We start from the raw sequence: 26,810 nt of genomic DNA, 5'->3' as shown, positions 1-26,810 counted from the left end.
TCCATTGCCGTGGCTGACCGCATACAAAAGATCGTGACGAAGCTGCCCGGCATGAAGAGCGTCACCGACGTGTGGAAGACGGCTGACCGCAGTCTCGGGCGGGGAGACGCTGCTTTCGTCGCGGACCTCGCTATTGCGCTCGCCGGGGTCTACGCCTCTGATGCCGGTCGGATATGGCAGTACAGGAGCGTTTTCGACTACTTGCTCCGGCTGCTGGCCACCACGCCTGGTCCCGGCAACGTCGCCCAAGCACTGCGGCTGATTTTTTGCGCAGAGGCCGCTGACAGGAAGCTGGACCGCTATAGCGCCTCCCTGCTGGCCTCCAGCCAGCCGGTCGAGGAACTCGCAGTGGCGTTCACTGGACACGCCACTGAGGAACTTCGGGCGTGCCTGGTCCATGAGCTGGTTCTCAGAGGCGTGGACGTCACGGAGTCACCGGGGGTCGCCGGATGGGCGACGTCGCCGCACTGGAGGCTTCATCCGCTGGGATGGTTGCCGTTGGCGCTGTCGGAGCTGGAAGGCCAGCCGGATCTGCCGAGCTACAGCGCGCGCGGTGGCAGCCACTCGATGCCGTATGGCCCTCCGGCGAACCGTGAGGTGCCGTGTGATGACCGGGCGCCCGTGCCGCCGGTCGAGGAGACGACGACCGAAGCCGTTGCCAAGGCCACCGGCGTTGCTGTGACGAACTGGGCCGAGGAGTCGAACGGCCGGATCGAAGCACGAGTCTTCGATCTGGCAGCTCCTCTGGAAGCCGAGTCGGTTCCGAGGATGCTGTTGGCACTCGGGCTGAAGTGCTTGGAAGGCGCGGGGACGAAGAAGGCCGCCCTATCGGTTGCGGCCTGCCCGCCGGAGCACCCATGGCGGGTTCTCTTCGCCGCCGCATCCACGGGCGGTGCCTACAACTCCGGCGTCCGTGGTGCCTACGGCCGGCTGGCCGCCTGGCAGTCCATGGCCAGCCTCTCCGGTACGGAACAGGGCTGCCGCGCGGAAGAGGTCGAGGCGAGTGCACGGGCATGCGCTTGGTATGCCTTTGGCGCCGATACCAAGTGGTTCGACCGTGTGGCCTGGGACATCGGCCTCGTCGCGGTCTCTCCAGAACGCCGACGACTGGCGATGCTGGCCGCGACGGACACCGACTGAGCGCGGTCCTGACCGGCGCGTGAGTCAATTCCTGACCACTTCGCCGACCTCCTCGCGGCTGTCCCGAAGACGGTATGAAAGCCGGACAGCCGCGAGTGGGCGGTATCGCAAGGGCTACGGAGACGGAACAGCCCGCATGGCACGGCGGAGACCGGCTCGTGCGGCGGTGAGGTCGTCCTCCGCCTCACGCAGTTGACCCTCCAGGGCGGCGATCTGATCCCTGGCCTCTGACAACGCATGCTCCAGCGCGGTATTCCGCTGCTCGATCTGCTGTACCCGCTCGACCAGCTCGTGCTGGTTCACGCCCTCCAATTCGGCGCCCAGAGACAGCCTGACCCGGTTACGGAGCCGATCGCGCTCCTTCTTGAGGTCCTTGATCTCTTCGCGGGCCAGTGCGAGATCCGTCCGCAACCCGGCCGGAGACACCTGGGACGCTTCCGGAGCATGGGAGTTCCGGCGACCCCGCGTTCGCTGGGCGGTGATGCCGTCCTGAACGGCCTGGTGCACCTGAGGCTGGTTGTAGACGAACCACGTGGATACCGAGGCCTCCCGGGCTACTTGGGCGACGGTGATCCGTCGTCCCGAGCGGAGAAGACCGTCCACGGTGTCGAGTGCACGCCTGGTCTTGTCTTCGCTGTCCTTGGCGCGGCTGACGCGCAGCCGCTCGACCCGGGCGTGCCGGTCGTTGCCGCCGGAAGCAGCAGGGATTTTCATTCCGAGCTCCGTGCCGTCAGCGCCTGCAGAGGGATGAAGGCCGCTGCCGCACGGGCCTTGCGCAGCTCGCTTGAGGCGGATTCGACGGCGGCCCGCTCCTCGGCAGGCAGGGCGTCGAGCTTCCGCCGCATCTCGTCGGCCGACTTCGAGTAGGCGCGGATCTGGTCGTCGAGATTGCGCACAACCCAGTCGGCGGCCTCCATGGCGAGGGCCGCTTCCTTGTCGGCGCGCAAGTCCGCGACCTGCTGTTCCAAGGCGGGGAGGTAGGAGGGATCGGGGCGGTAGAAGTCGCACCCGGCGCACTGGAAGCGGATGCGGCAGTGCCCGCCGCCGGCCTTGACGTTGCTCGGCTCGGTGCAGCCGCCGTAGGGAACCCCGACGCTTTCCACCTCGTAGGCGAGGGGATCGCCGAATCCGCGATCTGCTCCGTGCCGGTCGACGGCGAGTGCCGCGACCGTGCGCACGGCCTCCTGCTTTCGGCTGAGGGAGACCTTGTAATAGCCCATGGTCACGTCCAGCGAACGGTGATCCATGAGTTCCCGCAGCACGTCGGGGCGGGTGCCCGCGTCCGCATGGCGCTGGGCGTAAGCGTGGCGGAAGCCGTACGGGACGACCTGGGTGCGGTCGTAGGCGAGTGGGGTGCCGTCCTTGCTGAGCCGGTCGTCCACGAGGTCTGGGATCAGTTCGTCGACCCAGTTCCGGAAGATCCGGTTGCAGAAATGCGAAGCGTTCAGATGCCCGCGGCGCGGACGGTTGCGCTGTCCCGGCGAGGGAAACAGCCACTGGTCGCAGGCCGGGACGGCTGGTAGTGCATCGAGTGCTTTCTGCCAGGCTTCGATCACCTGGGCAGTGCTCTCCGAGATGGGCAGCCGACGGCCGTGGCGGCGCCGTTTGTGGTTGTCGTAGATCAGCGTCGGTTTGCCGTCGATCCGCTCCAGGCAGTCGCGGCGCAGGCTGGTGATCTCGCCCGGACGCCGGCCGGTGTCCCGGAGGACCGCGTAGACCACCTGGTACATCCGCGCGAAGTCGGCGGCCGCCCAGCCTCCGCTCGCGTACCCCGTCGAGGTGCCCAGCAGATCGAGGTGCGCGTCGAGCTGGGCGATGACGTGTTCGGGGATCGCACGGCCGAGATCGTCCTCGGTCACTTCCACGGCGGCGATGCTGTGGAAGCGGGGGTTGAGCGCGAACCCGCCGGGCACGTGATCCATCATCCCGGCCTGCCGTGCGTAGTCCAGAAACGTGCGCCAGTGGCGGAGCAGGGCTCTGCGGTGGCTGGTGGAGTAGTCGTGCCCGTCCTCGGGCCGCTTGGTGATGCGGAACATGTCCACTACGGCGTTCATGTCAGCCATGGCGAGGAGCCCCGGCTCATCCCCGTGGGGGCGGCCTGCCAACGCGGAGGACGCGATGGTCGCCGCGTAGACGGTCTGCCGTAGGTCCATGACGCTGGGGCGCGCCGTGCGGCCGTACTCCTTGACCAGCTCCCGCAGCCAACGCTGCCGCACCGGACGGAAGTCGATGTCGCCATGGACGGCGGTATACCTGCGCCCGCGCCCCGCCGTCAGCCCGATGAGAGCGCACTCCCATACGTCGCCCGAGGTCGGATCGGTGCCCTCGAAGGGGTTACGGCTGTGCCTCATGTGCATCGAGGCCAGGAGGGCGATAGAGATAACCCGCAACGATCTGCTGCGACGCGACGGCCAGGACGTGCGCTTCCGGTCCGGCTCCAACTGCGTGGTCGTCGCGATGACGCTGGACGACCCGTACACCGCCACGACCATCGAGTGGCGCAAGCAGAAGGCGAGCGAGGTCCAGATCGACCACGTGGTGCCGCTGTCGTACAGCTGGCAGCTGGGCTCCTCACGGTGGCCGGAGAGCAAGCGCAGGCAGCTCGCGAACGACCCCCTCAACCTCATCCCGGTCGAGGGCCGGGCCAACTCGGCCAAGAGCGACTCCGGGCCGGCCACCTGGCTGCCCCCGAGCAAGGGCATCCGGTGCGCGTACGCCGTCCGGTTCGCCCAGGTCGCCGTCAAGTACGAACTGGCGGTGACCGCGCCGGACCGGCAGGCGATGCTGCGGCAGTGCGGCGGCTGAGCCGGGCCGCGCCGCCTCAGCCGCCCAGCGCGTCCAGGTCCAGGACCGTCCCGGAGGGCGCCTTCGCGGCCACCGGCTCGTCGTAGGCGCTGAGGGTCATCGTGCCGGGGTCCTGCTTCGACGCGCTGTCGAAGCGCAGCAGGTACGGCTTGCCCTCGGTGGCGACGTAGAGCGTGTTGCGGTCCGCGCCGTCCTTCTCGTGCAGGACGAGCGCGGGCGTGCCGCCGACGGTGGTGGACTCGCCGCGCGTCACGTCCTGGCCGGCGCCCTCCATCTCGCCGAGCATGGTGTCCAGGTCGCAGAAGCCCGTCATGTCCTTGGCGTCCTGGCCGCCGGCGGACATCTTGGTCCACCGGCCGGCCAGCATCGCCACGGCCGCGTCGGTGTCCGCCTGGGGCTCGCCCTCGCTCTGGGCGCGCAGGAACTTCTCGTCGTACTTCATGTAGAGCGTGCCGCCGGTCCTGACCAGCTCGGCCTGGCCCTGCCCGTCCATGCTCATCGTGCCGGCGCACTCGCCCTGCCGGTCCATGGCCATGTCGATCCGGATGGTGCCGCCGCTCTCGTCGTCGGGGACGTTGCCGGTCATGCGCAGCGAGCGTGCCCCGGTGGTGGCCTCGACGGCCCGGTCGGCGATCTCCGCCCCGGTCAGCCCGGCGAACGGGTCCGCGGACGCGGCCTTCGACGCCGGCTTCGACGCGGACGCGGAGGCCGGCGTGCCCGAACCGCCGGACCGGTCGTCGTCCGTGCCCGACTGGCAGCCGGCGAGTCCGGCGGTGGTCGTCGCCACGAGGCAGAGGGCGACGAGTGTGGTGCGCCGCATGGGGGCTCCTTGATGGTGCTGGGGGTGGATCGGTGAGGGGGAGGCGACGTGGACCGGCGGTGGACCCTCGGTGGATCGGTGGGGCCGGGCCCGGGGGTGCGCGGCGGGTCAGCCGGTCTTCTTCCAGTCCGAGCAGCCGACCGTCTTGAAGTAGGCGTCCGAGGTGCTGATGCGCACGACCGCCGTGCCGGACACGTTGTTGTTGGCGATGATCGACTCGAGCGAGTGGGCGGCGTCCTTGGTGCGCTCCCAGTAGCACATGTCGTCGGTGTTGCCCGTGGACTTGTAGGTGCCGGGGGCGATGTCGGTGCCGACCGCGAACATGCCGCCGTCCCCGGACATCTCGGCGGCGGGAGTGCCCTTCGCCTTCGGGTCGACCGCCTCCCAGTCGCCGCAGCCGTTCGACTTGAAGAACTTGTCGGTGGCCTGGACGGTGACGTAGGAGGTGCCGGTCACGTTGTCGTTGGCCAGCAGGGAGTCCAGCTCGCCCGACGCGTCCTTGGCCCGTTCCCAGTAGCACATGCCGTCCGTGTTGCCGGTGGTGCGGTAGGTGCCGGGCTTGACGTCCGAGCCGACCTCGAAGTCGCCGTCCCCCTCGAAGGCGGCCTTCTTCTCCGCCTTCGCCGTGTCCGCGCCCTCGGCCGCACCCGCGTCCTTCCCGCTGCCGGCCTGCTGCCCCGCGGACGCGGAAGAGCCCTTGGCGTCGGACCCGCCGTCGTCGCCGCCGGAGTTCGCCGAGACGGCTCCGATGACGGCGATCCCCACGACGGCGCCCAGCGCGACCTTGCCCTTCATGCCCATGGCTGTGTCCCCTCCCGTACGGCGACCGCCTCCTGTCGGCGTTCGCTCGTTGGCGAGGTCAATAAGAACAGAAGCTGTGAACCGAGTCAACCATGTTCACAGAGTAGGGCGAGTACACGCCCGTGAATGCGTCGCTCCACGCGCCCTCGGTATGCTCGTCGCCACACTGGACGAGGGGAGCGTGCGGGTGCAGGACAACGCGACAGAAGTGACCGCCGCCGGAATCGCGCGGCTCGCCGGCGTCGGCCGCGCCGCCGTGAGCAACTGGCGCCGCCGGCACGCGGACTTCCCCAAGCCCGTCGGCGGCACCGAGACCAGCCCCTCCTTCGCCCTCGCCGACGTCGAGCGGTGGCTGCGCGACCAGGGCAAGCTCGCCGAGGTCCCCCTGCGCGAACGCGTCTGGCAGCAACTCGCCGGCCACCCCGACGGCCCGGTCACGGCCCTCACCCACGCAGGCTGCCTCCTCCTGCTCATCCACGACCGCCCCACCGACTGGCTGGACCTGAGCGCCGGCTCCGACGAGCGCCTCGCCGCCCTGCTGCCCGCCGCACTCGACCAGGTGCTCACCCCGCGCTTCGGCACCGACCGCGACCGCACCGTCCCCACCCCGGTCAGCCCCCGGCTGCTCCCCTCCGTCCCCCTCCTGCGCGGCACCGCCGAACTCGCCGCGGCCCAGGGCGCCCGGCAGACGTACGAGTTCCTGCTCGGCCGGCACCTCGACGCCAACCCGCGGCACTACACCCTCACCCCGGCCTCCCTCGCCGAGCTGATGGCCGAACTCGCCGGCCCCGCCCGGACGGTGCTCGACCCCGCCTGCGGCACCGGCACCCTGCTCCGCGCCGTCGCCGCCCGCCCCGGCCAGGAGCAGTACGGCCAGGACAGCGCCCCCGAACTCGCCGCGCTCACCGGACTGCGGCTCGCCCTCAGCACGACGGCCGCCGTGTGCATCGCCGCCGGCGACACCCTGCGCGCGGACGCCTTCCCCGAGCTGCGCGCCGACGCCGTCCTGTGCCACCCGCCGTTCAACGAGCGCAACTGGGGACACGACGAACTCGCCTACGACACCCGCTGGGAGTACGGCTTCCCGGCCCGCACCGAGTCCGAGCTGGCCTGGGTGCAGCACGCCCTCGCCCGCCTGACCGACGGCGGCACGGCCGTCCTCCTCATGCCGCCCGCCGCCGCCTCCCGCCGCTCCGGCCGCCGCATCCGCGCCGGCCTGCTGCGCCTGGGCGCCCTGCGCGCCGTCGTCGCCCTGCCGGTCGGCGCCGCGCCGCCGTACAACATCCCGCTCCACCTGTGGGTGCTGCGGCGCCCCGAGAAGGCGCCCGCGCAGCCCGAGGTACTCCTGGCCGACGTGGGCCAGTTCGCCGGCGAGGGACGCGGCGGACCGGACTGGCGGGCCGTGCGGGAGGCCGTGCTCGACGCCTGGCGGGACTTCGACCGCGCCGGGCACCTCGACGAACGCCCGGGCCTGGCCCGCTCCCTGCCCGTCATCGAACTCCTCGACGACGACGTCGACCTGGCCCCCGCCCGCCGGCTGCCGCCGCCCACCGCCGCCGACGGCGCCGAACAGCTCACGGACGTACGCGAACGCCTCGGCGAGACCCTGCGCCTGGCCGCCGACCTCACCCCGCCGCCCGCCGGCCCCGCACGGACGGCACCCCGCTGGCCCCTCACCACCGTCGGCGAACTCGCCCGCGGCGGCGCCCTGAGGATGCGCACCGGCACCAACGGCGGCCACGCGCGCGTGCCCGTCCTCACCGACCTCGACGTCCTCGCCGGCACCGGCCCCTCCGGCACCCTCCCGGAGAGCGACGAGGAACCCGTGCTCACCGAGCCCGGGGACGTCGTCCTGCCCGTCCTCGGCGGCGACTCCGTCGCCCGCGTGATCGACGACTCCACCGCCGGCGCCGCCCTGGGACGCCACCTCGTCCTGCTGCGCCCCGACCCGGCCGCGCTCGACCCCTGGTTCCTCGCCGGGTTCCTGCGCGGCACCGCCAACAACCGCCAGGCCAGCAGCTACGCCTCCACCGCCACCCGCCTCGACGTGCGCAGGCTCCAGCTCCCCCGGCTCCCGCTCGACGCGCAGCACCGCTACGGAGCCCGCTTCCGCGCCCTCGACGAGTTCGAGCGGGCGCTCAGGCACGCGGGCCGCCTCGGCGAACAGCTCGTACGCGGCATGTACGACGGCCTGACGGACGGCACGGTCACCCCCGACTGAGGCCCCGGGCGCGGGAAGTGATCAGCACGACAACGGTTCGGTACAACCCGGGGCCGGTTGTCCTTGTCGGCCTATACGCTCGATGCCGACAACGTCGGTCCACGTCCCAGGTACCAGGAGCAGCCATGCATGGCCACGGCTACCAGCAGCCGTCGAAGCAGTCACCCCCGACGGGCTGGCTGGTCCTCCTGCGCGTGCTGTTCGTGGCCCTCTCGATCCTCACCATCGGCCTGCTGGCCTGGACGATGCTGCTGCGCCTCGCGATCGTCACGCGCAAGGGCCTGGACTGGGGCCTGTTTGTGGCCTCGCTCGCCGCCGACGCCCTCGCACTCGTCCTCATCGGCACCGAGCCCGGCGACGAGATCCACACCGCCGGCGGCTGGACGGGCATGGCCCTGCTGTTCGGCACGCTCGTGGCCGCCCTGGCGTACTACCTGGCGGCCGACGTCCGCCACTTCCACCAGCTCCGCTACGGGGCCGGCCACCCGCCGCGGCCCGTACCGGGATACGGCTACCCGCAGTCCCCGGCGGCGCCCTACACCGCCACCACCGCCCCGCAGACGGCCCACCGGCCGGTCGCACCGCACCCCCTCCACACCCCGCCCCCGATGCCGCCGGCACCGGCCCACATACCGACGCCTCAACCGGCCCGCACCCCGCCCCCGCACACCCCCGCCCCCGCCCGCATCGACCAGGTCCGCGCCGAACTCGACGAGCTCAGCGACTACCTCCGCAGGCACGACGGCAACGGCGACCACGAGGGCCCGCGGTGACCGTGACGACGGGACGGGTCGTCGCCGGCCGCTACGAGCTGTCCACACTCATCGGACAGGGCGGCATGGGACAGGTCTGGACGGCCTACGACCAGCGGCTCGACCGGCGCGTCGCCGTGAAGCTGCTGCGCCCCGACAAGGTCGCCGGCCAGGAGGCCGACGAACTGCGCCGCCGGTTCGTGCGCGAGTGCCGGGTGACCGCACAGGTCGACCACCCGGGTCTGGTCACCGTGCACGACGCGGGCAGCGAGGGCGAGGAACTCTTCCTCGTCATGCAGTACGTCGACGGCGCCGACCTCTCCGACCACCTCGCCGAGCACGACCCCTACCCCTGGCAGTGGGCGGTCGCCGTCGCCGCCCAGCTCTGCGCCGTCCTCAGCGCGGTGCACGCCGTGCCGATCGTCCACCGCGACCTCAAGCCGCGCAACGTGATGGTGAAACAGGACGGCACCGTCACCGTCCTCGACCTCGGCGTCGCCTCCGTCATGGACGCCGACACCACCCGCCTCACCCACACCGGCACGCCCATAGGCTCGCCCGCCTACATGGCCCCCGAACAGGCGATGGGCGGCGCCGTCGGCCCCTACACCGACCTGTACGCACTCGGCGTCCTCCTGCACGAACTGCTCAGCGGCGACGTCCCCTTCGCCGGCTCCACCGCCCTCGGCGTCCTCCACCGGCACCTGTACGAACCGCCGCTGCCCGTGCGCCGCGTCCGCCCCGAGGTCCCCGAGGCCCTCGAAGCACTCGTCCTGCGCCTGCTCGCCAAGGACCCGCAGCACCGCCCCGCCTCCGCCCAGGACGTCTACGAACACCTGGCCCTGCTGCTGCCCGCGCGCGGCATGCCCACCGGCGGCCCCCTCGACCCCACCCGCCCCTTCGTGCGCCCGCACGCCCCCTGGCCCGACCGCGCCCGCACCCCCGCACCCCAGCCCGCCCCGGCATCCCCCGTCGCCGAGGCCGGCAAGCCCGACGTCGCCCGCGCCGTCGACGACGTCAAACGCCTCCTCGGCGAGGGCCGCATCACCCAGGCCGTCGACATCCTCGGCGCGATCCTGCCCGCCGCCGCCGAACAGCACGGCGAACGCTCCCCGGTCGTGCGCACCCTGCGCAAGCAGTACGCCGCCACTCTCATGGACGACGGCCAGTACCGCCGCGCCCTGCCCGAACTGCGCCGCCTCGCCGACGAACGCGCCGCCGAGGCCGGTCAGGCCGACCCGCAGTCCCTGCGCCACCGCTACGACGCCGCCCAGTGCCTGGAGCAGCTCGGCGAACCGGCCGCCGCCCTCGCCGAGTACCGCGCCCTGCTGCCGTACTACGAGAACCAGTACGTCGCCGGCGACCCCGACCTCGCCCACGACGTCCGCCGCCGCATCGGCCACCTGCTCCTCGCCCTCGGCGACCGCGCCGCCGCCCACGAGACACTGGCCCGGCTCCTGCACGACGTGGACCGCGCCCACGGCCCCGGACACCCCCTCGCGGCCGAGATCCGCCGCACCCTCGAGTGGCTCGGCCAGGTACGCGGCTAGTTTTTGCCGTGCCCAGGGACAATCTTGGGCCCACCTGGAGACCGCGTTTCCCGAACCCGAAGACGCCGCGGGTTACGTTGCGCAGCGTTTCGCACAGCGCGACACCACAGCACACGCACACACCAGGGGTGGGAACGGCCATGTCCAGCCATCGTCAGAAGAAGAAGCACAGATACGCCCTGTGGACGGCCGCCGCCGCCACCGTCGTCGCCGGCGCGGGCATCGCCGCCCAGACCTCCACAGCGGCCACCGCCTGGCCCGCCCAGCGCACCTACACCGGCCGCGCCTTCGACACCTGCACGGCCCCCTCCGCCCCGGCCATGAAGGCCTGGCACACCGGCTACTACGGTGCCGCCGCCGTCTACATCGGCGGCCGCAACCGCGGCTGCGCCCAGCCCAACCTCACCGCCTCCTGGGTCAGGACCGTCAGCGCCACCGGCTGGAAACTCGTCCCGATCTACGTCGGCGCCCAGCCGCCCTGCCAGAACAGCCGCAACCCCGAGAAGCTCACCGCCTCCACCGCCGCCTCCCTCGGCGCCAAGGACGCCGCCGACGCCGTCACCCGGGCCGCCGCCCTCGGCATGAAGGCGGGCAGCCCCGTCTACCTGGACATGGAGCCGTACGACACGAGGAACACGTCCTGCAACGACGCCGTCCTCACCTACGTCCGCGCCTTCGACAAGGGCCTGCGCGCCAGGACCTACCGCGCCGGCTTCTACGGCTTCACCAGCTCCGGCGCCACGGCCGTCGCCACCGCGAAGAACCGTACCGACCTGCCCGGCAACCTCTGGTACGCCCTGTGGGACGGCAAGGACACCACGACCGCCGACTGGCCGTGGGGCGCCAAGGACTACACCGGCCACAGCCGAGGCCACCAGTACAAGGTCAACAGCAGGGAGACGCGCGGCGGGTACACCCTCACCGTCGACCGCGACGCCTGGGACGGCCCGGTGGCCGTCACCGGCTGACCGGCCCGCCTCGTCGGCGGCGGCGCGGCGGTGCCCGAAGTCCCCGTGAATCGTTGGTCGAATGGGTTGGCCAAAGCCGGGCCACTGCCTACCATCGATCATCGCAAGACCTTGTGCACCGTCGCACAATCTCCTCGGGAGGTTTCCTTGCACCGCCGCCGTCGCACCGCGCTCCTCCTCACCGCAGCGATCGCCGCCGCGGCACCCCTGCTCACCGCCTGCGGGAACGACGCGCATCCCGGCGCGGCCGCCGTCGTCGGCGACCAGCGGATCACCGTCGCCCAGCTGGAGAACCGGGTCGACGAGGTACGCGAGGCGCAGCGGGCCGCCGTCCCGGACGAGACCCAGTACCAGCAGGTCGTCGCCCGCAGCGGCACCCTCGCCCGCGACACCCTGCACGGCATGGTCCTCGACCGCGTCCTGCACCGCGCCGCCCAGGACGCGGGCGTGACCGTCACCCGCAAGGAGGTCCAGCAGATGCGCACCGGGCTGGAGCAGCAGGCCGGGGGCGCCAAGGAGCTGGAGACCGTCTGGCTCCAGCAGTACGGCGTCGCCCCCGAGCGCCTCGAGGAGAACCTCCGCCTCCAGCTCGAGGCCCAGAAGCTCGCCGAGCACCTCGGCACCGACACCAGCCGCCCCGAGTTCTGGCAGGCCCTGTCCAAGGCGTCCAGGCAGCTCGACATCGACCTCAACCCGCGCTACGGCACCTGGGACGTCCAGAAGAGCAGCCGCGTCGACGCGACGGCACCGTGGGTGCGGGAGGTCGCGGAGGCCGGGAACCAGCCGGCGTAGCGCTCCCGCCGGGGACCGCCTCCCGCCGGACGGCTCACGAGCCGGCCGGCGCCGTGCGTTACGTTCGGACCGTGAACGCAACCAGCGCCGACCCCGCTCCCGGTACCGGCCCGGGCCCCGGCCGCATCGTCCTGCTCACCACCAGCCACCGCGTCGCCCCCGGCCTGCTGTCCTGGCCCGCCTGGCAGGCGCTGCGCACGGCCGACCGCGTGCTGTGCGCCGACGCCGCGCACCCGCAGCTGCCGTACCTGCGCGAGGCGGGCACCCGGGTCGAGGTGGCGTCCCCGGCGGCGGAGGAACTGGTCGGGGCCTGCGCGGGCGGCCGCACCGTGGTCGTGGTCGCGACCGGTGAGGGCGAGCCCGCCCTCACCGACGGCCTGGCCCGCCTGGCCGGCTCCGGCCGCGTCGCCATGCCCGAGCTGGAACTGCTCCCCGCCTCCTACGACCTGCCGGGCGCCCGCCTGCTGGACCTCGTCCAGGTCATGGACCGCATCCGCGTGGAATGCCCCTGGTCCTCGCAGCGGACCCACCAGGGCCTGGCCAAGTACGCCATCGAGGAGGCCTACGAACTCGTCGAGGCCATCGAGGACGGCGACCGCGGCGAACTGCGCGAGGAACTGGGCGACGTCCTCCTCCAGGTCGTCTTCCACGCCCGGATCGCCGAGGAGGACCCCGAGGCGCCGTTCTCCGTGGACGACGTCGCGGCCACCATCGTCGCCAAGCTCATCCACCGCCACCCGCACGTCTTCGGCGACGAGACGGCGACCACGCCGGAGGAGGTCCGGGAGCACTGGCTGCGCACCAAGGCGGTGGAGAAGCGGCGCACCTCGGTCACCGAGGGCGTCCCCCTCGGCCAGCCCGGCCTGGCCCTCGCCGCCAAGCTGGCCTCCCGGGTACGCACGGCGGGCCTCCGGGTGCCGCTCCCCACGGGCGAGGGCGTCGGCTACGACCTCCTGGCCCTGGCCGCCCGCGCCGAGTCCGAGGGCACGGACCCGGAGGCGGCCCTCAGGGCAGCGGCCCGGACGTACCGGGACGCCATCAGGGAGGTCGAGGGGTGACCGCCCGCACCGACCCCGGCGGTCCGGCTCCCGAGCTGTTCACCTGGGAGTTCGCCAGTAACCCCTACCCGGCGTACGCCTGGCTGCGCGAGCACGCTCCGGTGCACCGGACGACGCTGCCCAGCGGCGTGGAGGCGTGGCTGGTCACCCGGTACGCCGACGCTCGGCAGGCCCTCGCCGACCAGCGGCTGTCCAAGAACCCGGCGCACCACGACGAGCCCGCGCACGCAAAGGGGAAGACCGGCATCCCGGGCGAGCGCAAGGCCGAGCTGATGACGCATCTGCTCAACATCGACCCGCCGGACCACACCAGGCTGCGCCGACTGGTCAGCAAGGCGTTCACGCCCCGGCGCGTCGCCGAGTTCGCGCCGCGGGTGCAGGAGCTCGCCGACGGCCTGATCGACCGGTTCGCCGCCACCGGCTCCGCCGACCTCATCCACGAGTTCGCCTTCCCGCTGCCCATCTACGCCATCTGCGACCTGCTCGGCGTCCCCCGCGAGGACCAGGACGACTTCCGGGACTGGGCGGGCATGATGATCCGTCACGGCGGCGGTCCCCGGGGCGGTGTCGCCCGCTCGGTGAAGAAGATGCGGGGCTACCTGGCCGACCTCATCCACCGCAAGCGCGCCGCGCTGCCGGCCGAGCCGGGCCCCGGCGAGGACCTCATCTCCGGTCTCATCCGCTCCTCCGACCACGGAGAGCACCTCACCGAGAACGAGGCCGCGGCGATGGCCTTCATCCTTCTGTTCGCGGGCTTCGAAACCACGGTCAATCTGGTCGGCAACGGCACGTACGCCCTGCTCACCCACCCCGGTGAGCGGGCCCGGCTGCAGCACTCCCTCGCCGCCGGCGACCGCGGCCTGCTGGAGACCGGCGTCGAGGAGCTGCTCCGCTACGACGGCCCGGTGGAGCTGGCCACCTGGCGCTTCGCCACCCGGGCGCTCACCATCGGCGGGCAGGAGATCGCCGCCGGCGATCCCGTCCTCGTCGTCCTGGCCGCCGCCGACCGGGACCCGGAACGGTTCACAGACCCGGACACCCTCGACCTCTCCCGCAGGGACAGCCAGCACCTCGGGTACGGCCACGGCATCCACTACTGCCTCGGCGCCCCGCTCGCCCGGCTCGAGGGGCAGACCGCGCTCGCCACGCTCCTCACCCGCCTCCCGGACCTGGCCCTCGCCGCGGATCCGGCCGATCTGCGGTGGCGCGGCGGGCTCATCATGCGGGGGCTGCGTACCCTCCCGGTGTCGTTCACACCGGTCGCGCCGCGGCCCGGGAGCAATCCGTCGCCACCGCAAACATGACACGCGCTCAGCTCTGTGATCTTCACGTGATCTGCGCGGCATGAACTTGTGACAAGCGATCATCTGCCTATACCTTCACGGATCAGCGTGGCGCCGAGCCTCACTCGCCGCGCCGTCCCCGCTGTCTCGTGAAAGGTCGTCGCATGCTCTCCGGGAACGGTCGTCACCGTCGCCCCCGCCAGGCTCCCGCCCTGGTCGTCGCTGCAGGAGTGACCGGCTCCGCCATCGCGATCCCGCTGCTGGGGGCCACCGGCGCCCACGCGGCCGACGGAACGAACTGGGACCGGGTCGCCGAGTGCGAGACGGGCGGCGCCTGGAGCCAGAACGGCGGCAACGGGTACTACGGCGGCCTCCAGCTCTCCCAGGACGTCTGGGAGCGGTACGGCGGCCTGGGCTACGCGTCGAGCGCCGACCAGGCGAGCCGTTCGCAGCAGATCGCCGTCGCCGAGAAGGTGCTCGCGGACCAGGGCATCGCCGCCTGGCCGACCTGCGGCCTGCTCGCGGGGCTGGGCAACGACTCGGGCAGCGTGACCGACGGCACCCGGGCATCGGGTGACGGGGCGTCGACGCGCAAGGATGGAACGGACGGATCGGGCACGTCCGGCTCGTCCGGTCTGACCGATTCCACCAAGTCCGTCCCTGAATCGTCCGCTTCGGCGACTCCCTCTCCGTCCCGGTCCCAGTCTCAGTCCTCGTCGCCGTCCGCGTCGGCCACGCCTGACGCCGCGTCGAGCGCGGGGGGCGAAACGGCCAAGTCCGACACGTCCTCCGCGTCCGGCGCTCCGGCGGCCGGTGGCGCGCGGGGGTCCGGCGGGGCGGACGTCACCGCGCCGAGCGGTGACGAGTCAGACAAGTCGGGGCAGAGCGGCGCCGCTTCGGCGGGCACCGGCGCCGACGAGTTCTCGACCGGCCGGCATCGCGGCGGCAACGCCGAGGAGGGCGCGGCGGACGGCCGCACCGCGGAGTCGTCCGGGCGGCACGCCTCGCGCGGCGAGGACGCCGCCCGCGGCCTCACGGACGGTTCGTACACCGTCCGTTCCGGCGACAGCCTGTGGGGTATCGCCGACTCCCTTGACCTCACCGGCGGGTGGCGCTCCCTGTACGACGGCAACAAGGACGTCGTGGGTGCCGACCCGGACCACATCCTGCCCGGTCAGACGCTCACGGTCGTGGGCGAACCGGACGAAAACCAGCGGTAGTTCGCGTCACGGTTCGCGGCTGTATGTCCGTTTTGGATCACGTGAGATATAGGTCTCAGAAGCCGTGATCGTCTTTGAAAATCCGCGGAGCGCGTGTCTACGGTCGTGACCGCTCGCCATCGCGGGCCCCGGCCGTCGCAACGCCGAATCCTGCCAGCGGCGGTACGGGAACAGTCGTCGCGTCAAGCGCCGCAGGCAGGAGCGGGGGACCCAAGGTAAGCGCCGCACCGGGCAGTTCGGCCGGAGCGGCTAGGGGTGGAGCCGAGTCCCGTGAGGGACCCGGCCGGGCAACTCAACCGGCCCGAACCCGACAGCTCACCTCGCAGGCGTCGGTGAGGGGATCAACCATGCTGTTTTCCGGCAAGGGCAAGCACCGTCGTCCGTTCAAGGCCACCCGGGTCATCGCCGTCGCCGGTGTCACCGGTGCGGCCGTCGCCGCCCCGCTGATGGCGGCCGGCAACGCCTCCGCCGCCACCGCATCCGAGTGGGACACCGTCGCCCAGTGCGAGTCCGGCGGCAACTGGTCCATCAACACCGGCAACGGTTACTACGGCGGACTGCAGTTCTCGGCGTCCACCTGGGCCGCCTACGGCGGCACGCAGTACGCCTCGACCGCCGACCAGGCGAGCAAGGCGCAGCAGATAGCGGTCGCCGAGAAGGTGCTCGCGAGCCAGGGCAAGGGTGCCTGGCCGGTCTGCGGCACCGGCCTGTCGAGCGCCGCGTACGCCGGTGGCTCCGCCGAGAGCCAGGACAGCGGCTCCTCGCAGTCCTCCAGCGGCTCCACGGCCGAGCGCTCCACCGAGCAGAAGGCCTCCCGCTCGTCCGAGCGTCCGGCCGCCGAGAAGCAGGCCGAGCCGAAGGCCGAGAAGAAGACCGTCACCACCCCGACCGGCAAGAAGGTCGAGAAGGGTGACGGCGAGTACAAGGTCGTCAAGGGCGACACGCTCAGCTCGATCGCCGCGGAGCACCACGTCAAGGGCGGCTGGGCGAAGCTGTTCGACCTGAACGACGACATCGTCGACGAGGCCGACCTCATCTACCCGGGCCAGCAGCTGCACCTCAAGTAAGCGGCGGCCCGCCCCTGCTCCCGCCCCGGTGCGTGTTCCCCCGTACGCGCCGGGGCGGGTTTTTTCACGCCCGCGGAGCCGGGGGACGGGCCGGGCGGGCCCAGTTTCCGTGAACCGCCTTTGTTCCGTTCGGAAACAATTTACTCTCGGTTCTGTCCATCGGGTGGGCGACCGGCTGGCCGATCGCCCGGAGCCGGTTAGGCTCGTCCCGCAGAGCCGCTGCGGTCCTGCGGACCCGCGTCACACCGAAGCGTCACATTGAAGAAGGAGATGCTCGTGCCGTCCATCGACGTCGTCGTAGCCCGGGAAATCCTGGACTCCCGAGGCAACCCCACGGTCGAGGTCGAGGTCGGCCTCGACGACGGCAGCACGGGGCGTGCCGCCGTTCCGTCCGGCGCCTCCACCGGTGCCTTCGAGGCCATCGAGCTCCGTGACGGCGACCCCAACCGCTACCAGGGCAAGGGTGTCGAGAAGGCCGTCCTCGCCGTCATCGAGCAGATCGGCCCGGAGCTGGTCGGCTACGACGCCACCGAGCAGCGCCTGATCGACCAGGCCATGTTCGACCTGGACGCCACCGACAACAAGGGCTCGCTGGGCGCCAACGCCATCCTCGGCGTCTCCCTCGCCGTCGCGCACGCCGCCTCCGAGGCCAGCGACCTGCCGCTGTTCCGCTACCTGGGCGGCCCGAACGCGCACCTGCTGCCGGTGCCGATGATGAACATCCTGAACGGCGGCTCGCACGCCGACTCCAACGTGGACATCCAGGAGTTCATGATCGCCCCGATCGGCGCGGAGTCCTTCTCCGAGGCGCTGCGCTGGGGCACCGAGGTCTACCACACCCTCAAGAAGGTGCTGAAGGGCAAGGGCCTGGCCACCGGCCTCGGCGACGAGGGCGGCTTCGCCCCGAACCTCGGCTCCAACCGCGAGGCCCTCGACCTCATCCTCGAGGCCGTCAAGGAGGCCGGCTACACCCCGGGCGAGCAGATCGCGCTCGCGCTCGACGTGGCCGCGTCCGAGTTCTACAAGGACGGCTCCTACACCTTCGAGGGCAAGGAGCGCTCGGCCGCCGAGATGACCGAGTACTACGCCGAGCTGGTCGAGGCGTACCCGCTGGTCTCCATCGAGGACCCGCTGTTCGAGGACGACTGGGAGGGCTGGAAGACCATCACCGACAAGCTCGGTGACAAGGTCCAGCTCGTCGGCGACGACCTGTTCGTCACCAACCCCGAGCGTCTGGCCCGCGGCATCGAGGACGGCGCCGCCAACGCCCTGCTGGTCAAGGTCAACCAGATCGGTTCGCTGACCGAGACCCTGGACGCCGTGGAGCTGGCCCAGCGCAACGGCTTCAAGTGCATGATGTCCCACCGCTCCGGCGAGACCGAGGACGTCACCATCGCCGACCTGGCCGTCGCGACCAACTGCGGTCAGATCAAGACCGGCGCCCCGGCCCGCTCCGAGCGCGTCGCCAAGTACAACCAGCTGCTGCGCATCGAGGAGATCCTCGACGACGCCGCGGTGTACGCCGGCCGCAGCGCCTTCCCGCGGTTCCGCTCCGCGAACTAGCCGGCACGGCAGGGGCTGAGCGTCACCCCCTGCGGGCAGCGTCGTACGTACGTCCCCGTACTCGGTCCCGTACCGTGTGCGGGGACGTACGCGTACATCGACCATGAAGGCGGAGGCGGAGACATGGCGGTGAAGGACCGGGACCGTTTCTCCACCGCGACCAGGATCCGGATCATCGGGGAACAGACCGCGGCCCGGGTCTATCGCTCGCAGACGAAGCGCCAGGCCCGCCGCTCCCGCCTGACCGGCCGGGCGGCGCTGCTCGCGATGGTGCTGTGCTCGCTCGTCGTGGCGCTCGCCTACCCGATACGGCAGTACGTCGCCCAGCGCGCGGAGATCGCCGACCTGCGCGAGGAGCAGGCGCGGACCCGTCAGCGGGTCGAGGACCTGCGCGACCTCAAGGCGCGCTGGCAGGACGACGCCTACGCCGAGCAGCAGATCCGGCTGCGGCTGCACTACGTGATGCCGGGGGAGACGGGCTTCGTCGTCGTCGACCCGCACGCGGCCGAGCAGTCGCACGCCGACGTCGGGGCGGCCGACCGCCCCTGGTACCGGAACGTGTGGGACGGGGTCGACAAGGCCGACGCCGCCGCCCACCGGCAGTGACTCAACAGGAAGACCAGCAGAAGACAGTCATGCAGAATCCCCCGCCGACCACCCCGCGCACCGAGCCCACCGACGCGGACGTGGAGGCCTTCAAGCAGCAGCTCGGGCGTCCTCCGCGCGGCCTGCGCGCCATCGCGCACCGCTGCCCCTGCGGACAGCCGGACGTCGTGGAGACGGCGCCGCGGCTGCCCGACGGCACGCCGTTCCCCACGCTGTACTACCTGACGTGCCCGAAGGCGGCCTCCGCGATCGGCACGCTGGAGGCGAACGGGGTCATGAAGGAGATGACCGAGCGGCTGGCCTCCGACCCGGAGCTGGCCGACGCCTACCGGGCGGCGCACGAGGACTACGTCCGGCGGCGCGACGAGATCGAGGAGCTGACCGGCTTCCCGAGCGCGGGCGGCATGCCGGACCGGGTGAAGTGCCTGCACGTGCTGGTCGCCCACTCGCTGGCGGCCGGCCCGGGTGTCAACCCGCTGGGCGACGAGGCGATCGCGATGCTGCCCGAGTGGTGGCGCAAGGGGCCGTGCGTGACGGTCTCCGAGACCTGCGGGGAGGACGGCAAGTGACGCGAGTCGCCGCCATCGACTGCGGTACGAACTCCATCCGGCTGCTGGTGGCCGACGCGGACCCGGCGACGGGCGAGCTGACCGACCTGGACCGCCGCATGACCATCGTGCGGCTCGGGCAGGGCGTCGACCGCACCGGGCGGCTGGCGCCCGAGGCGCTGGAGCGGACCTTCGCCGCCTGCCGCGAGTACGCCGCGGTCATCAAGGAGCACGGCGCCGAGCGGCTGCGGTTCGTGGCCACCTCCGCCTCCCGCGACGCGGAGAACCGGGACGAGTTCGTGCAGGGGGTGCTGGACATCCTCGGCGTGGAGCCGGAGGTCATCTCCGGCGACCAGGAGGCCGAGTTCTCCTTCACGGGGGCGACGAAGGAGCTGGCCGGCCGCGCGGACCTGGACCGGCCCTACCTGGTCGTGGACATCGGCGGCGGCTCGACCGAGTTCGTCGTCGGCGACGACCGCGTGCGGGCCGCCCGCTCCGTGGACGTCGGCTGCGTCCGGATGACGGAGCGGCACCTGGTCCGCGAGGGCGTGGTGACCGACCCGCCGTCCGAGGAGCAGATCGCGGCCATGCGGGCCGACGTCGAGGCGGCCCTGGACGAGGCCGGGCGGTCCGTGCCGCTGGACGAGGCGCGCACGCTGGTCGGCCTGGCGGGCTCCGTCACGACCGTGTCGGCGATCGCGCAGGAGCTGCCGGAGTACGACTCGGCGGCCATCCACCACTCCCGCATCTCGCGCGACCGGGTCCGCGGGATCACCGACTGGCTGCTGCGCTCCACCCACGCCGAACGCGCCGCGGTGCCCTCGATGCACCCGGGCCGGGTCGACGTGATCGCGGCCGGGGCGCTGGTGCTCCTGGCGATCATGGAGCGGACGGGCGCGGAGGAGGTCGTCGTGAGCGAGCACGACATCCTCGACGGCATAGCCCACAGCTGCGCCGCCGAGGTGCGCTGAGGCGGTGCCGGGCGGGGCGTCACAGGTTGCGGTAGACGTCCCGCCGGTCGCCCACCTTGACCACGAGGACCACGAGTTCACCATCGTTGATCTGGTAGGCGACCCGGTAGCTGCCGACCCTGAGCCGGTAGAGGTCCGACGGGCCGGTGAGCTTCTTGACGTCGGCGTCCTGGCGGTACGGGTCGTCACCGAGTGCGGTCAACGCGGTCAGGATGCGCATGGCGTCGGGTCGGCTGATGGCCCGAAGCTGGCGCTGTGCCGCCGTGGTGAACCGGAAGGCGTACTTCACGTCGCCTCGCCGTCCTGCTCGGTGAACAGGTCCGCCAGCAGTTCCGCCATCGTCACGGTGGTGCCGCCCTCGGCCAGCACAGCTTCGGCCTCGCGCGCCAGCATCACGTCGGCGGCTTCCTCCAACGCTTCGAAGTCCGAGATCGGGACCACGGCTGCCACCGGTGCGCCGTTGCGCGTGATGACGGTCGGGACACCTTCCTCGGCCCGGTTGATGTGATCGGCGAGGTGCGCGCGAGCTTCCCGTACGGTCACGGTGTTCTCAGTCATGAAGTCAGTGTACGCATCATCGTGTACACGGCGCATCCGTAGAGGGGAGCGCGTTCGTGCGCGATCCTCGACGGCATCGCGTGGTCGGTGGCGTAGGTGTCTGCGGTGGCTCTCTGAGCAGGCCGGACAACGTTTGAGCGCGCCCCGGGGGCTCCGTGAGGGGCCCCCGGGCGACATCTCGTCGGCAAACTTCGTGAAGTTCTTCACAAGGATTTGGGTCCCGCCGGACGAGGAAAGGCCGCCTGTTGACCCTTTTGGGGGTTCAACTGCCCTTTGAACGTGTTCAGGACGGGGTTGCGGGAGAGCCCCGGGGAGGGTGCGCAGGGGCTGGTCCACCGCCCTCGGAGGCGCGGAGTGGCAGCTCACGCGGCATTGACAACGGGACGCACTACACGCCGGTTCCTCGTCGCGCCATGATCTCCGTCACGTGGGTCGCGGATGGTAGCACAAGGGCTGCCGAAGCTTGTGAAGGGGCGCACGAACCACCCCCCTGGAGCGGGTGGATACTCGATGCCATGAGCACCACGGAGCGTCCCAGGATCCTCGTAGTAGGCGGTGGGTACGTAGGCCTGTACGCAGCTCGACGCATCCAGAAGAAGATGCGTTACGGCGAGGCGACCGTCACCGTCGTCGACCCGCGGTCGTACATGACCTACCAGCCCTTCCTCCCCGAAGCCGCCGCCGGCAACATCTCCCCGCGGCACGTCGTCGTCCCCCTGCGACGCGTGCTTCCGAAGGCGGAGGTCCTCACCGGCCGGGTCACCACCATCGACCAGGACCGCAAGGTCGCCACGATCGCCCCGCTGGTGGGCGAGGCGTACGAGCTGCCCTTCGACTACCTGGTCATCGCCATGGGCGCGGTCTCCCGCACCTTCCCGATCCCCGGCCTCGCCGAACAGGGCATCGGCATGAAGGGCATCGAGGAGTCCATCGGGCTGCGCAACCACGTCCTGGAGCAGCTCGACAAGGCCGATTCCACCACCGACGAGGAGATCCGCCGCAAGGCGCTCACCTTCGTCTTCATCGGCGGCGGCTTCGCCGGCGCGGAGACCATCGGTGAGGTCGAGGACATGGCCCGCGACGCGGCCAAGTACTACAAGAACGTGTCCCGCGAGGACATGCGCTTCATCCTCGTCGACGCCGCCGACAAGATCCTCCCCGAGGTCGGCCCGAAGCTCGGCCAGTACGGCAAGGAGCACCTCGAGGGCCGCGGTGTCGAGGTCTACCTGTCCACCTCCATGGACTCCTGCGTCGACGGCCACGTGGTGCTGAAGAACGGCCTCGAGGTCGACTCCAACACGATCGTGTGGACGGCCGGCGTCAAGCCGAACCCGGCCCTGTCCCGCTTCGGTCTGCCGCTCGGCCCCCGCGGTCACGTCGACTGCCAGCCGACCCTCCAGGTCACCGGCACCGACTACATCTGGGCCGCGGGCGACAACGCCCAGGTCCCGGACCTCGTCGGCCGCAAGGCGGGCAACGAGAACGCCTGGTGCCCGCCGAACGCCCAGCACGCGCTGCGCCAGGCCAGGGTCCTCGGCGACAACGTGGTCTCCGGCATGCGGGGCTTCCCGCAGAAGGAGTACAGCCACGCCAACAAGGGCGCGGTGGCGGGTCTCGGCCTGCACAAGGGCGTCGCGATGATCGTCATGGGCAAGATGAAGATCAAGCTCAAGGGACGTCTCGCCTGGTACATGCACCGCGGATACCACGGTCTCGCGATGCCGACCTGGAACCGCAAGATCCGCGTCTTCGCGGACTGGACCCTCGGCATGTTCCTCAAGCGCGAGGTCGTCTCCCTCGGCGCGATCGAGACCCCGCGCGAGGAGTTCTACGAGGCCGCCAAGCCGGCCCCGGCCGCGCCGAAGGCCGAGAAGCCGGTGCAGAAGACCGAGGCCAAGGCCTCCTGACCCCCGGTCCGCCGCACAAGTAGTCCGAGCTCCCCGAAGGGGCCGTCCGCCATCCGTGGTGCGGGCGGCCCCTTCGGCGTGCCGCGCCGTACCGTGCCGCGCCGTTGCGCCGGCAGGCCCACAAAGCGTGGTGTGTACAAGTATTTTGCTCAGTCGTAACGCGTGCCGGGGACTGTGCGCCGGGGTGTCAGGTGTTTACGTGGTGTCAGGACATTCCGGGATCGCTTGTCACGGAGGTACGCCATGGCTGATGCCGCGCTGCGGCTGCAGAACCTCTTCGAGCAGTTGCTGGGAACGCCGCCTCCGGTGCGCGTTCGGGCCTGGGACGGCTCGCAGGCGGGACCGCCGGGCGCGCCGACCCTCGTCGTCCGCAACCGCAGGGCGCTGCGCCGCCTGCTGTTCAAGCCGGGTGAGCTGGGGCTGGCCCGGGCCTGGGTGGCCGGGGACCTCGACGTCGAGGGGGACCTCTACGCCACCCTCGACCTGCTCGCCGGCCTCGTCTGGGAACGCGGCGAGGACGCCCGGGGACTCGCCGCCGCCCTCCGCGACCCCGAGGTCCGGGCCGCCGTGCGCGGCCTCGTGAAGCTCGCCGGGCCGCCGCTGCCGCCGGCGCCGCCGCCGGAGGAGATCCGCAGGACACGCGCTCACCTGCACACCAAGCGCACCGACCGGCGGGCCATCAGCCACCACTACGACGTCGGCAACGACTTCTACGAACTCGTCCTCGGCCCGTCCATGGTGTACTCCTGCGCCTACTGGCCCGCCCCCGAGGCGGAGGGCGGAACCCTGGAGACCGCGCAGCGCGACAAGCTCGAACTCGTCAGCCGCAAGCTCGGCCTGAAGCCCGGTCAGCGCCTCCTCGACGTCGGCTGCGGCTGGGGTTCCATGGCCGTCCACGCGGCCCGCGAGCACGGTGTGAGCGTCGTGGGTGTCACCCTGTCGCAGGAGCAGGCCGCCTACGCGCGCAAGCGGGTCGCCGACGAGGGGCTCACCGACCGGGTGGAGATCCGCGTCCAGGACTACCGGGACGTCACCGACGGGCCGTACGACGCGATCTCGTCCATCGGCATGGCCGAGCACGTCGGTGCCGAGCGGTACCTGGAGTACGCCGTCGACCTGTTCCGGCTCCTCAAGCCCGGCGGGCGGCTGCTGAACCACCAGATCGCCCGCCGCCCCCGGCGGGACGAGTCCGCCTACAACGTGGACGAGTTCATCGACGCCTACGTCTTCCCCGACGGCGAGCTGGCCCCCGTCGGCACCACCGTCACCCAGCTGGAGCGCGCCGGGTTCGAGGTGCGCGACGTGGAGTCGATCCGCGAGCACTACGCGCTGACCCTGCGCCGCTGGGTCGCCAACCTGGAGTCCGGCTGGGCGGCGGCCACCCGGCTGGTCAGCCCCGGCCGGGCCCGCGTCTGGCGCCTGTACATGGCGGCCTCCGCGCTCGCCTTCGAGCACAACCGCATCGGCGTCAACCAGGTCCTCGCCGTCCGGACGCCGGACTCGGGTGCCTCCGGGATGCCGTTGCGGGCCCGCGTGTGGGGTGCGCCCGGCCACGCCTGACCCGGACGCGACCGGAAGGGCCGGGCTCCCCGTCACGGGGAGCCCGGCCCTCCTTCTTCGTGCCGCGGCGCGGCGAGGTCACTCGGCCTTGATCGCGTTCAGCATGTTCAGCCGGGCGGCGTTGCGGGCCGGCCACATCGCGGCCAGGACACCCACCAGGCCGGCCAGCACCACGAAGATCCCGATCCGGTCCCAGGGCAGGACCAGCGCGTAGCCCGGGATCTGGTCCGCGACGGTCTCGCCGATCGCCCAGCCGAGGAACGTGCCGAGACCGATGCCGACCACCGCGCCGAACACCGAGATGACGACGGCCTCCAGCCGGACCATCCGCTTCACCCGGCGCCGGTCCAGGCCGATCGCGCGCAGCATGCCGATCTCCTGCTGCCGTTCGAAGACCGACATCGCGAGGGTGTTGACGACGCCCAGCACCGCGATGATCAGCGCCATCGCCAGCAGGCCGTACATGACGTTCAGCAGGGTGTTGATGGCGCCGCCGAACTCGTCGCGGATGTCCTGGCGGTCCATCACGGTGATCGCGGGGTTGTCGCCCAGCGCGTCGACGAGGACCTTCTCGTTCGCCGCGGACTGGCCGCCGTCGACCTTCACGAAGATCTGCCGGATGGACGGCTTCGTCTCGTGCGGGTCCACGATTTTCCGGTCGACGAGGACGGGGGAGAGGAACTCGCTGTCCTTGTAGACGGCGCCGACCGTCAGCGTGGCCTTCTTGTCGTCGTCGAAGGTGACGGGGACGGTGTCGCCGGTCTTCCAGCCCCTGCTCTCGGCCGTCTTCTCGGCGACCGCGATCCGGCCCTGGGCGAGCGAGCCCGCGCTGCCGCTGACGACGTCGACGGTCAGGACCTTCTCGATGTCGCCCGGGGTGACCGCCGAGGCGGACACGTAGTCGTCGCCGACCCGGAAGTAGGCGTCCTGCTGCGGCGACACCGCGGACACGCCGTCGGCCTTCTCCAGCGCCGTCAGCGCGGACCGGTCGAGGTCACCGCCGTTGGCCATCGAGACCATATAGTCGGCCCTGATGTTGTCCGTGGTCATCTTGTCGATGGCCGCGCCGACCGTGACGCCGAGCACCGACAGGCCGGTCACCAGCGTCAGGCCGATCGCCAGCGCCGAGGCGGTGGCGCCGGTGCGGCGCGGGTTGCGGACCGCGTTCTGGCCGGCCAGCTTGCCCGCCACCCCGAAGGGGCCGACGAGCAGCGGGCGGACCAGTGCGATCACGGGCCGGGACAGCAGCGGGATCAGCACGATCACGCCGATCAGCGCGAGGAACGCGCCCGCCCCGATGTACATCCGGCCGTCGTCGCCGCCGGTCGAGGCACCCGCCACGATCGCCGCCGCGCCGAGGGCGGTGACGGCGGCGCCGATGGAGTTGCGCAGCACCAGCGACTTGGTGGTGGCCACCGCGTGGACGCTGTTCATGGCCGCCACCGGCGGGATCTTCGCGGCCCGGCGGCCGGGCAGCCAGGCGGCGAACACCGTGATCAGCACACCCACCGCGAACGCCGCGACCACCGGCGTGGCGGACAGGACCAGCGGACCGGCCGGCATCTTCATGTCGAACGCGGCCATGCCGGAGCGCAGTCCGACGGCCAGGCCGATGCCGAGGGCGAAGCCGACGGCCGAGGCCACCAGACCCACCAGCGCGGCCTCGGCGAGCACCGAGCGGGTGACCTGCCTGCGGGAGGCGCCGACGGCGCGCATCAGGGCGATCTCCTTGGTGCGCTGGGCGACCAGCATGGTGAACGTGTTGGAGATCAGGAAGATCCCGACGAAGAGCGCGATGCCCGCGAAGCCGAGCAGCACCTGCTTGAGGTTGCCCAGGCCCTGTTCGATCTGATCGGCCTGCTCGTCGGCGAGCGCCTTGCCGGTCCGGGCCTCGGCCGTGCCGGGCAGCAGCGGCTCGACCGCGGAGAGGATCCTCGCGTCGTCGGCGCCGGGGGCGGCGGTGACGGTGACGCTCTCGAAGTAGCCGGGCTCGAGGTACTGCTCCTGGGCGACGGCGGTGTCGAAGAGGACGAGGCTGCCGCCGGCGTTGACGGCGCCGTCCTCGGTGGTGAACACACCGCTGAGGGTGTACTCCTTCACCGGGCCGTTGGTCGCGACGCGCACCCGGTCGCCGACCCGGTACTCGCCCTTGGCGGCGGACTCCTCGTCCAGGGCGATCTGGTCGTCCTTCACCGGGCCGGAGCCGTCGGTGAACGTGTAGGCGGCGTCCTTGCCGTCCTTGCCGGGCGCGAAGTTGCCGCCCTTGTTGGACCAGCCGACGCCGATCAGCTTCCCGTCGGGGTCGGCGACCCCGGCGAAGCCCTCGACGCGGCCGTACACCCCGGCGACGCCGTCCACGGCGGAGATCCGGTCGAGGACCTTTCCGGAGAGGCCGGGCTCCTCCCGGGGGTCGTCCGGGTCGGCGTGCGAGGTGACGGCGACGGCGACGTCGGCGTAGCTCTTCGCCGACTGGTTGCGGAAGGCGTTGGAGAGGGTGTCGGCGAAGACCAGGGTGCCGGACACGAACGCCACGCCGAGCATCACGGCGAGCACGGTCATCAACAGCCTGGCCTTGTGCGCGAAGACGTTGCGCAGGGCGGTACGGAACATGGGTCTACTT

The 26,810-nt window shown here is 71.6% G+C and carries 23 protein-coding genes, 1 pseudogene and 1 riboswitch; of the genes and pseudogenes, 17 read left to right on the top strand and 7 right to left on the bottom strand.

The features are described 5' to 3' along the window. The first annotated feature begins 9 nt into the window (after positions 1-9). Complete coding sequence (locus tag AC0VYN_RS32065) at positions 10-1,140, top strand: DUF6183 family protein (protein WP_475533797.1); 1,131 nt, start codon at positions 10-12, stop codon at positions 1,138-1,140. 114 nt (positions 1,141-1,254) lie between these two features. Here the strand turns inward: AC0VYN_RS32065 and AC0VYN_RS32060 are convergent, their stop codons facing one another. Both AC0VYN_RS32060 and AC0VYN_RS32055 read right to left on the bottom strand, forming a co-directional pair. Then, the gene (locus AC0VYN_RS32060) at positions 1,255-1,854 is read right to left on the bottom strand and encodes a DUF6262 family protein (RefSeq protein WP_475533796.1); all 600 of its coding nucleotides are present in this window, start codon (positions 1,852-1,854) and stop codon (positions 1,255-1,257) included. Further along, positions 1,851-3,491, bottom strand: a complete 1,641-nt coding sequence (locus AC0VYN_RS32055; protein WP_475533795.1) for a tyrosine-type recombinase/integrase — start codon at positions 3,489-3,491, stop codon at positions 1,851-1,853. The genes AC0VYN_RS32060 and AC0VYN_RS32055 overlap by 4 nt, the downstream gene beginning before the upstream one ends. A gap of 31 nt (positions 3,492-3,522) precedes the next feature. On the opposite strand from AC0VYN_RS32055, the pseudogene AC0VYN_RS32050 reads away from it, so the two are divergent. Further along, positions 3,523-3,945, top strand: a pseudogene (locus AC0VYN_RS32050) (HNH endonuclease family protein); the annotation flags it as partial. A gap of 16 nt (positions 3,946-3,961) precedes the next feature. On the opposite strand, the gene AC0VYN_RS32045 reads toward AC0VYN_RS32050, so the two are convergent. Next, positions 3,962-4,765 (bottom strand): hypothetical protein, encoded by an 804-nt coding sequence (locus tag AC0VYN_RS32045; protein ID WP_475533794.1) that lies wholly within the window; start codon positions 4,763-4,765, stop codon positions 3,962-3,964. 108 nt (positions 4,766-4,873) lie between these two features. After that, the gene (locus tag AC0VYN_RS32040; protein WP_475533793.1) at positions 4,874-5,566 is read right to left on the bottom strand and encodes a hypothetical protein; all 693 of its coding nucleotides are present in this window, start codon (positions 5,564-5,566) and stop codon (positions 4,874-4,876) included. A gap of 151 nt (positions 5,567-5,717) precedes the next feature. Between AC0VYN_RS32040 and AC0VYN_RS32035 the strand changes: the two genes are divergently transcribed. The 13 genes from AC0VYN_RS32035 (at position 5,718) to AC0VYN_RS31975 (ending at position 20,165) form a co-directional block, all read left to right on the top strand. Next, positions 5,718-7,787 (top strand): N-6 DNA methylase, encoded by a 2,070-nt coding sequence (locus AC0VYN_RS32035; protein WP_475533792.1) that lies wholly within the window; start codon positions 5,718-5,720, stop codon positions 7,785-7,787. Positions 7,788-7,912: 125 nt separating this feature from the next. Further along, positions 7,913-8,560 carry a hypothetical protein gene (locus AC0VYN_RS32030; protein WP_475533791.1) on the top strand — a complete coding sequence of 216 codons (648 nt, stop codon included), beginning with the start codon at positions 7,913-7,915 and terminating at the stop codon, positions 8,558-8,560. Positions 8,561-8,598: 38 nt separating this feature from the next. After that, positions 8,599-10,089, top strand: a complete 1,491-nt coding sequence (gene pkaE, locus AC0VYN_RS32025; RefSeq protein WP_475537028.1) for a serine/threonine protein kinase PkaE — start codon at positions 8,599-8,601, stop codon at positions 10,087-10,089. A gap of 140 nt (positions 10,090-10,229) precedes the next feature. Beyond that, positions 10,230-11,057 carry a glycoside hydrolase domain-containing protein gene (locus AC0VYN_RS32020; protein WP_475533790.1) on the top strand — a complete coding sequence of 276 codons (828 nt, stop codon included), beginning with the start codon at positions 10,230-10,232 and terminating at the stop codon, positions 11,055-11,057. 147 nt (positions 11,058-11,204) lie between these two features. Next, positions 11,205-11,849 carry a SurA N-terminal domain-containing protein gene (locus AC0VYN_RS32015; RefSeq protein WP_475533789.1) on the top strand — a complete coding sequence of 215 codons (645 nt, stop codon included), beginning with the start codon at positions 11,205-11,207 and terminating at the stop codon, positions 11,847-11,849. 71 nt (positions 11,850-11,920) lie between these two features. Beyond that, positions 11,921-12,907 carry a nucleoside triphosphate pyrophosphohydrolase gene (locus tag AC0VYN_RS32010; protein ID WP_475533788.1) on the top strand — a complete coding sequence of 329 codons (987 nt, stop codon included), beginning with the start codon at positions 11,921-11,923 and terminating at the stop codon, positions 12,905-12,907. Next, entirely contained in the window at positions 12,904-14,211 is a 1,308-nt protein-coding gene (locus AC0VYN_RS32005; protein ID WP_475533787.1) for a cytochrome P450 family protein, read from the top strand. Before AC0VYN_RS32010 ends, AC0VYN_RS32005 begins: the two co-directional genes overlap by 4 nt. Positions 14,212-14,354: 143 nt before the next feature. Beyond that, complete coding sequence (locus AC0VYN_RS32000; protein WP_475533786.1) at positions 14,355-15,410, top strand: transglycosylase family protein; 1,056 nt, start codon at positions 14,355-14,357, stop codon at positions 15,408-15,410. A 177-nt stretch (positions 15,411-15,587) separates the two neighbouring features. Further along, a riboswitch (cyclic di-AMP (ydaO/yuaA leader) is annotated at positions 15,588-15,754 on the top strand. A 3-nt stretch (positions 15,755-15,757) separates the two neighbouring features. Next, positions 15,758-16,477 carry a transglycosylase family protein gene (locus AC0VYN_RS31995; protein ID WP_475533785.1) on the top strand — a complete coding sequence of 240 codons (720 nt, stop codon included), beginning with the start codon at positions 15,758-15,760 and terminating at the stop codon, positions 16,475-16,477. A 276-nt stretch (positions 16,478-16,753) separates the two neighbouring features. After that, a complete protein-coding gene (eno, locus tag AC0VYN_RS31990; RefSeq protein ID WP_475533784.1) occupies positions 16,754-18,040 on the top strand; it encodes a phosphopyruvate hydratase in 1,287 nt (428 codons plus the stop codon). Positions 18,041-18,163: 123 nt separating this feature from the next. Beyond that, on the top strand, positions 18,164-18,646 hold the full coding sequence (locus tag AC0VYN_RS31985; RefSeq protein WP_385459022.1) for an FtsB family cell division protein: 483 nt from the start codon (positions 18,164-18,166) through the stop codon (positions 18,644-18,646). Between the two features lie 29 nt (positions 18,647-18,675). Further along, positions 18,676-19,215, top strand: a complete 540-nt coding sequence (locus tag AC0VYN_RS31980; RefSeq protein WP_475533783.1) for a DUF501 domain-containing protein — start codon at positions 18,676-18,678, stop codon at positions 19,213-19,215. Beyond that, positions 19,212-20,165 (top strand): Ppx/GppA phosphatase family protein, encoded by a 954-nt coding sequence (locus AC0VYN_RS31975; protein ID WP_475533782.1) that lies wholly within the window; start codon positions 19,212-19,214, stop codon positions 20,163-20,165. The genes AC0VYN_RS31980 and AC0VYN_RS31975 overlap by 4 nt, the downstream gene beginning before the upstream one ends. 19 nt (positions 20,166-20,184) lie before the next feature. On the opposite strand, the gene AC0VYN_RS31970 is transcribed toward AC0VYN_RS31975, so the two are convergent. Together AC0VYN_RS31970 and AC0VYN_RS31965 are read right to left on the bottom strand one after the other, a co-directional pair. After that, complete coding sequence (locus tag AC0VYN_RS31970) at positions 20,185-20,454, bottom strand: type II toxin-antitoxin system RelE family toxin (protein ID WP_475533781.1); 270 nt, start codon at positions 20,452-20,454, stop codon at positions 20,185-20,187. Continuing rightward, positions 20,451-20,723, bottom strand: coding sequence for a type II toxin-antitoxin system Phd/YefM family antitoxin (locus AC0VYN_RS31965; protein ID WP_439245941.1), 273 nt, complete (start codon positions 20,721-20,723; stop codon positions 20,451-20,453). Before AC0VYN_RS31965 ends, AC0VYN_RS31970 begins: the two co-directional genes overlap by 4 nt. 515 nt (positions 20,724-21,238) lie before the next feature. Between AC0VYN_RS31965 and AC0VYN_RS31960 the strand changes: the two genes are divergently transcribed. After that, positions 21,239-22,630 carry an NAD(P)/FAD-dependent oxidoreductase gene (locus tag AC0VYN_RS31960; protein ID WP_475533780.1) on the top strand — a complete coding sequence of 464 codons (1,392 nt, stop codon included), beginning with the start codon at positions 21,239-21,241 and terminating at the stop codon, positions 22,628-22,630. 243 nt (positions 22,631-22,873) lie between these two features. Further along, positions 22,874-24,190, top strand: a complete 1,317-nt coding sequence (locus tag AC0VYN_RS31955) for a class I SAM-dependent methyltransferase (protein ID WP_475533779.1) — start codon at positions 22,874-22,876, stop codon at positions 24,188-24,190. A gap of 78 nt (positions 24,191-24,268) precedes the next feature. Here AC0VYN_RS31955 and AC0VYN_RS31950 read toward each other — a convergent pair whose 3' ends face one another. After that, positions 24,269-26,800, bottom strand: coding sequence for an ABC transporter permease (locus AC0VYN_RS31950; RefSeq protein WP_475533778.1), 2,532 nt, complete (start codon positions 26,798-26,800; stop codon positions 24,269-24,271). Between the last annotated feature and the right edge of the window lie 10 nt (positions 26,801-26,810).

The sequence above is a fragment of the Streptomyces sp. 63XJN7_1_ISO-PGPR-S23-121 genome (genome assembly GCF_056173025.1).
Note: the sequence above shows the minus strand (reverse complement) of the source record. Positions and strands in the feature narration are given on the sequence as shown.